Here is a 6,238-nt window from a genome sequence, read left to right on the forward strand (position 1 = left end):
TCTACAACTGTTTTTACTTCTTTTCCAATTAAATCTTTTTATAATTTGAGCCCCTCTTAATTCACGAGAACTAAGATAGTTAAACCGCTTCAAAAATTTTTTTGGTTCTATTTTTCTGATACCAAGGAATACGAGATACTCCAAAACTTGTTGCATATGCAATTTTAGGATATCTATCCGGCACAAACAAAAGATTATAAAACTTGCTTCCCATATTATTAGGCAACCATAGCTGATCACTGCCAACTAAAAATAAATCATAATTCTGTGTACCTTTTACTAATGCTCGATATCCATAATATTCTTGAGACAATTTAGAAAAATACTTCTGCACAAATTCATCAAAACGCTTATTGCGAATACTAACTTTTTCCCGAACATCTGGATATTTTGAAATTAATTTTCTTTTCTTGATTTTATTCAGTTTGCTTTTTAAAAAATAAGGATTTATCAAACGTGGTAACGATTGCAATAAGAATAAAGGGGTAAGTTTTTTCTTATAACGAATAATTTCATAATCATATCCTAGTTCTTCAATTTTCTTCAAAGTCGCCAACACTTGTAATTGACTACCATAATTTTTAGTATCGTAACAAACACAAAGCCCAATTTTTTTCATCTAATTACACACCCTTTAGTACTTGATTATAATATGTTTCAAGTTTCTCGTGCATTTTTTTTATACTAAAACTTGTAGAAATTTTTTCAATATTTTCCTTTGACATTTTTCCCATCATATTTGAATCTTGACAACAACGTAACAACGCTTTTTCCAATCCTTCTATATCTCCCGGTTCAATAATAATACCATTTTCAGATTTAACGACCTCCGGAATAGCTCCGACTGCAGTACTAATTATTGCTTTTCCGCAAGCCATTCCTTCTAAAATTGCCATTGGTAATCCTTCATTATAAGATGGAAGAACTACAGTTGAAACTTTTTTAAGCAACTCTATTTTCCGGTCAAAATCAACCCATCCAACAATCTCTATATTTTTTTCAAGTTTACGCTCATAAACTATCTTTCTAAATTTATTAACTTCTCCATCGCCAGCAAAATAACATTTTAAGTCAGGAATTACCTTCACAACCCGCTCTATAGCATTGACCAAATCATATGTTCCTTTACGTTGTCCTAAGCGTCCTAAAAAAAGAAAACATTTCTGAAATTTCTCAGGCTCTACTATTGCATCTAAATAAATATCTGTATCAATTCCATTATTCAAAACAACACAATTTTCAATACCAAATTCCTTTCTAAATGTTTCTTGCCATTTATCAGATAACGCAATAACCATCTCTACGCTATTAAGTAAATCACGAATATACCTTTTCTTTTCTTCACTTTGTTTTTTATAAAAAACCATAAAAGACGCGCCGTGAATATGTATAATCACTTTCTTGTTATGTTTTTTTAAAAAATGAACATATTTTGCCTTTCTAAAGGTACTACCATATGAAGCCATATGAATATGAAATAAATCATATTTATCATACACCTTTCGAAATTTCAAATATGCCCACAAGGAATAAAAAAATTTCACAATTTTATTGGCATCTATATAAGACTCAAAAATATCAATATCAAATTTATGATTCAAAGAATCATCTTTTTGTATGCCACCAATTACAGTTGCCATACCACCTTTTGATTTATTTGGACTTGGACCTATAACTAATATCTTCATTAAAATCACCTATTATCACATGGTAATTTCAAGTAATCGCCCATAGCTTTTTCAAATTCATATGGCAATACTTTTCCAAAACCAGCACTATTTGTAAATGTTATTTCTCCAAATACAGGTTTATCATCAACTACATAAAAATCCACTCTTGCGTGATAAAAATCAGCAGACAAAATTTCCGCATATTTAAGCATTTCTTCCAAACACTTTGGTGCAGGTTGTTCAATATTATTACATGGATACGCCATTCGATAATCTTTTTGCAATTCCCATTTGGTATTATAAATATTTTTATAGTGCTTTCTAGTATTTCTACCTGAATCTACGCTAATATATCTTGGGATTCCATTAAAACAGTAAACTTTATAATCGTCTAGCCTGTCATCATCTGCACTATTTTGCAAATACTTTTCAACAATTATCCTAGGGCGTTCAATGCCATAAAACCATTCTCCATAACAAGGTAAAAACTTTACTTTTAACCACCGCTTTAACATAGAAATTGTTTTTGCCCGATTCAAAGTGGTAATATCTTTACAAATAATATTAAAAGTAGAACCATGTGTTACTTTTATCACACAACGTTTCGGAAGACTATCAAATGGAATATCTTCCGGATTAAAACCTTGCCAAATTAATTCATTTAATATATTCCCACAGCCTCTACTTTCAACGTATTGCCTTACAGTGTATTTGTCTGCACATTTAGGCATTATCGGATTGCGTTCATAAAGTTTTATCCACTGTAATTTTTCATTATAAGTTACCGGATGTTGCAAATTTAATCTGTAATGACATTTAATCAAAAATAATAATTTCAAATTTAAACTCGGATTAATTCTATATAAAATATTAAAAGGTGTTAAAAGGATATTTTTCACCACTGTATTCATTCTCACTATTTTCCTCCAAATTGTTATTACTGCCACAAAAATTCAGCTAAAGACTTAATAACTTTATTTATATCAAATGTATATGCTTGGTGACTGCTTATCTTCTCCTCTACAATAGCTTTTTCTAGTTCCTCAAGGTTCTCACATAGACAAATCAAATTCATATTTGCAAACTCCTCAATCAACTGTAACTGATGGTCATCGACATGTTACCCATATCTAGTCAAGCGTGGAACAGCAAAACTTTTTTCTTTTTTGCTGCGCTAATTATTACTCCTATTCCACCATGAGCAATTGTCATATCTGCTTTACTTATCTACGCTTCAAACTCATCTCTATTTAAATAATATTTATACTAATAATTATAGGGAACATAATTTCTTGCCCCCTTTGCCCAGCCACTTGTTCTATTATTTCGCCTTTTTGAATAAGTTCATCTATCATTCTTAATATGCGACTAAATTGTAACTTATGTGATCCTAATATTCAAAATTTAATTTCTTACTCCTTCAATCTATTAACTCAAAATATATATTGCTTTCGGATATACTTCCAGCATACATAGTCTTCCATTAAACATAAGACCTATCCAGATACTTGTACAGCAATTTTCCTGTCTCACTTGATGATGTCACTTTCGCAAACACCTCAATATAAATCAACTTTTTTGCCAGACAAGTAATTAGCTGATAATTTCTTTTTAGCGTCATACCAAAAGTATAAACCTAGTTTTGTTTTTTTCATAGCTCCATTACCTGCTTATAATACTCTAATAAAATTTCATGCATCTTCCTCACACTAAATGTCATTTCAATTTTAGCAATATTATTTTTTGACATTTCGCATAACATTTTTTCATCGCTACTACATTTTACTAATGCTTCAGCCAGAGCATGCACATCACCAGGCTGTATAATAATACCATTATCATCATTTACAACTTCAGGAATAGCCCCAACATTCGTACTAATAATAGCTTTTCCCGCAGCCATTCCTTCAAGAATAGACATTGGAAGTCCTTCGTTATATGAAGGCAATACAAGTGTAGAAACTTTTTTTTAACAGCTCCACTTTTTTTGAAAAATCAACCCATCCAACAACTTCAATATTGTTTTCGAGTCTTTTTTCTTCTACCATTGCCTTTACTTTGTCAACTTCACCATCCCCTGCCATATAAACTTTTATAGCAGGATTTTTATTAACTGCAATTTCTACAGCTTTAACCAGATCAAATGCACCTTTTCTTTTGCCAAGTCTTCCTAACAATAAAAATGAATTTTTATTTTGACTCATATCAGAAATAGCACTTTTATATTTATTCGTGTCAATTCCATTATTTAATACTTTACAATTATTAATACGGAGAGTTTCCTCAAATTTTTTCTTCCACTCCTCTGACAAAGCTAACACCAAATCTGCACTTTTCAGAAAATCAATAACCTTTCGCTTTTTCGCATCATTTAATTTTTCATAGAAAACCATAAATTCTGCTCCATGGATATGGACAATACCTTTTTTCCCGGCTTTTTTTATAGTTTTTAAATAATATGCTTTTCTAAAAGTACTTCCATAACAAGCTGTGTGAATATGAAATAAATCATACTTTTTGCAGCAAGTCAAAAATTTTAGATAAGCATATATGCAATAAAATATCCTGGTTATAATGTTTCCATCAATATAAGAACCAAATATATCTATATCATATTTATTATTTAAAATTTCACTATTTCTGATATCACTGATGACCGTAGCCATACCGCCTTTAGACATTGTGTCGCTCGGTCCTACAACTAAAATTTTCATTTTAATTTCCCCTTATTCAGTGATAACTCAAATCAATCCCTCTTTTTTAATTCGCCAATTAATTTTCTATTCCTTCAATAATTCTGTTCGTATTAGACTTATATGGTATAGGCACAATATTCTGAATATCCTTATATATTTCCGCTAAATTCTCCAAATCATAGCAGGCTTTTATAATTTTCATATCATCAAACTGACGTAATAATTGCAATTGATGATCATCAACATGTTCACCATACTTGGCTAATCTCGGTACTGCAATAACTTTCTTCCCTTTCTTCACTGCTCTAATAATAGTTCCAGTGCCACCATGTGTAATAAGAATGCATGCTTTACTTTCCATCTCTGAAAAAGAGTCCGAATTCATAAAATTCGTATATTCATAAAATCTTGGTACATAATCGCTTACACCAATCTGTGCATACACTTTCTCTTTAATGATTCCGTTCTCAATCAATTCATCGATCTTTTGTAATAATCTATTAAATTGAAACTTTTGAGAACCAACTGTTACAAAAATCATAATGTTCCCCCTAATAAATACCTCCAAGATAAATAGCATTCGGATATACTTCAAGCATACTTTCCCACTGAACATAAAACTGATCTGCAAACTTATAAGCTAATTTTCCGCTTTCGGTTGCAGAGGTTACTTTTGCAAAAGACTCAATATAAATAACCTTCTTCCCAAACATTTTGCAAATAATGCACATGGGAAGTACCGCCAAAACACCGGTACAAATAATAGCATCTGGTCTTTCCTTTAAAAAAAACAATATTGAGACAAATGCATTAAGCAATAAGCGAAGTAAAACCGTTTTCTGCTTCCTATTAACTTGTTTCAAAAAATATGCTTTAATTCCCTTAGTATCTATTGAATATGATGTTCTCTCTGTAACTATAAAACTATCATATTTATCCATCAAAGGTTTAAGCATCATCAATTGTTCAAAATGACCACCTGAAGATGCTGCAAAACACAATTTCATTTTTTTAATCTTACTCATACATAAATACTTCCTTCTATTTTAATTAAACTATTCTCATAAAGCTTGCAATACCGTTTAATAAATATCTTCAGAAACTCATCCATAGTTCTAAAGTTGAACTTTGCTCAAAATTATCTCGTCTCTCTTTGTATCATCAAAATTGCTATTATCTGAAACCTTTTTAACAATTTCCAAAGCTACTGTTACCATTCTGACATCTCCCATTATCTCCAATTCAATTAGCGCTTGCCTCTTATGCCTATTTATCCTTCTAACAATACTTTCCATACCTTTTAACGGTCCGTCAAAAATACGTATTTTATCACCTTCAATAATGCCGTATGATGCCTCAATACAATAATCGTTATTACACAGACTCAGCAATCTCTGCCTTTCAGATTCCCTCATGGCAATTTCTGTATCTGAATATCTTAATAGACTTATAATATCACCGGACTTATTTATCAAATGATTTATTTCTTCTAAAAATTCATGTCCCGGTAAGATTGACTCAACAAACACATATCCGGGAAACAAAGGCCTTATTTCCTTTTTCACAATTCCCGCTTTTCTGAACAGTATTTCTTGTAATGGAATAAAAGGTACAAAAATACCGTTATTTAGCTCCTTTTTTATATACTGCTCTACTTTCCTCTCCTTACCAGACTTTATGAAAAGTACATACCAATGCATAGACCTATCCTCTCACTGCTATATTCTGATACGTATAGCTTCACGCAGTCACTTATAAGTCTAATAAGCTACAATAACTCCCAATGTATATTCCCTATTGATAGATAACGTGCCCCTCCAACGATTAACTATCAATAGGTGCTTCAGGTAAAACGACCCATATAATACAAAT

Annotated in this window: 10 protein-coding genes; all 10 read right to left on the minus strand. The window is 31.1% G+C overall.

Translation table 11 applies throughout. From position 1 onward, the window contains the following. Positions 1-79: 79 nt before the first annotated feature. The gene (locus JCM21531_RS17890; RefSeq protein ID WP_054847103.1) at positions 80-619 is read right to left on the minus strand and encodes a polysaccharide pyruvyl transferase family protein; all 540 of its coding nucleotides are present in this window, start codon (positions 617-619) and stop codon (positions 80-82) included. Positions 620-623: 4 nt separating this feature from the next. Next, positions 624-1,688, minus strand: coding sequence for a glycosyltransferase family 4 protein (locus JCM21531_RS12760; protein ID WP_038290460.1), 1,065 nt, complete (start codon positions 1,686-1,688; stop codon positions 624-626). 5 nt (positions 1,689-1,693) lie between these two features. Next, on the minus strand, positions 1,694-2,581 hold the full coding sequence (locus JCM21531_RS12765) for an ATP-grasp fold amidoligase family protein (RefSeq protein ID WP_094184800.1): 888 nt from the start codon (positions 2,579-2,581) through the stop codon (positions 1,694-1,696). Between the two features lie 26 nt (positions 2,582-2,607). Next, positions 2,608-2,745, minus strand: a complete 138-nt coding sequence (locus JCM21531_RS18995; RefSeq protein ID WP_157833683.1) for a hypothetical protein — start codon at positions 2,743-2,745, stop codon at positions 2,608-2,610. Positions 2,746-3,153: 408 nt separating this feature from the next. After that, positions 3,154-3,291, minus strand: coding sequence for a glycosyltransferase family protein (locus JCM21531_RS18690; RefSeq protein ID WP_117407256.1), 138 nt, complete (start codon positions 3,289-3,291; stop codon positions 3,154-3,156). Between the two features lie 30 nt (positions 3,292-3,321). Continuing rightward, positions 3,322-3,591, minus strand: a complete 270-nt coding sequence (locus JCM21531_RS23905) for a glycosyltransferase (RefSeq protein ID WP_279379059.1) — start codon at positions 3,589-3,591, stop codon at positions 3,322-3,324. 13 nt (positions 3,592-3,604) lie between these two features. Beyond that, positions 3,605-4,384 (minus strand): glycosyltransferase family 4 protein, encoded by a 780-nt coding sequence (locus JCM21531_RS12770; protein WP_279379060.1) that lies wholly within the window; start codon positions 4,382-4,384, stop codon positions 3,605-3,607. Positions 4,385-4,442: 58 nt separating this feature from the next. Continuing rightward, entirely contained in the window at positions 4,443-4,907 is a 465-nt protein-coding gene (gene pssE, locus JCM21531_RS12775) for a PssE/Cps14G family polysaccharide biosynthesis glycosyltransferase (protein ID WP_038290461.1), read from the minus strand. Positions 4,908-4,917: 10 nt separating this feature from the next. After that, positions 4,918-5,391 carry a PssD/Cps14F family polysaccharide biosynthesis glycosyltransferase gene (pssD, locus tag JCM21531_RS12780; protein ID WP_038290463.1) on the minus strand — a complete coding sequence of 158 codons (474 nt, stop codon included), beginning with the start codon at positions 5,389-5,391 and terminating at the stop codon, positions 4,918-4,920. A 90-nt stretch (positions 5,392-5,481) separates the two neighbouring features. Continuing rightward, on the minus strand, positions 5,482-6,066 hold the full coding sequence (gene loaP, locus JCM21531_RS12785) for an antiterminator LoaP (protein WP_054847105.1): 585 nt from the start codon (positions 6,064-6,066) through the stop codon (positions 5,482-5,484). Between the last annotated feature and the right edge of the window lie 172 nt (positions 6,067-6,238).

This window comes from Acetivibrio straminisolvens JCM 21531 (assembly GCF_000521465.1).
GTDB classification, from domain to species: Bacteria; Bacillota; Clostridia; order Acetivibrionales; family Acetivibrionaceae; genus Hungateiclostridium; species Hungateiclostridium straminisolvens.

Coding starts and splice junctions, on each gene's coding strand:
- JCM21531_RS17890 (WP_054847103.1), bottom strand. CDS start 619: ATGAAAAAAATTGGGCTTTGTGTTTGTTACGATACTAAAAATTATGGT.
- JCM21531_RS12760 (WP_038290460.1), bottom strand. CDS start 1,688: ATGAAGATATTAGTTATAGGTCCAAGTCCAAATAAATCAAAAGGTGGT.
- JCM21531_RS12765 (WP_094184800.1), bottom strand. CDS start 2,581: ATGAATACAGTGGTGAAAAATATCCTTTTAACACCTTTTAATATTTTA.
- JCM21531_RS18995 (WP_157833683.1), bottom strand. CDS start 2,745: ATGAATTTGATTTGTCTATGTGAGAACCTTGAGGAACTAGAAAAAGCT.
- JCM21531_RS18690 (WP_117407256.1), bottom strand. CDS start 3,291: ATGACGCTAAAAAGAAATTATCAGCTAATTACTTGTCTGGCAAAAAAG.
- JCM21531_RS23905 (WP_279379059.1), bottom strand. CDS start 3,591: ATGTCTATTCTTGAAGGAATGGCTGCGGGAAAAGCTATTATTAGTACG.
- JCM21531_RS12770 (WP_279379060.1), bottom strand. CDS start 4,384: ATGAAAATTTTAGTTGTAGGACCGAGCGACACAATGTCTAAAGGCGGT.
- pssE (WP_038290461.1), bottom strand. CDS start 4,907: ATGATTTTTGTAACAGTTGGTTCTCAAAAGTTTCAATTTAATAGATTA.
- pssD (WP_038290463.1), bottom strand. CDS start 5,391: ATGAGTAAGATTAAAAAAATGAAATTGTGTTTTGCAGCATCTTCAGGT.
- loaP (WP_054847105.1), bottom strand. CDS start 6,066: ATGCATTGGTATGTACTTTTCATAAAGTCTGGTAAGGAGAGGAAAGTA.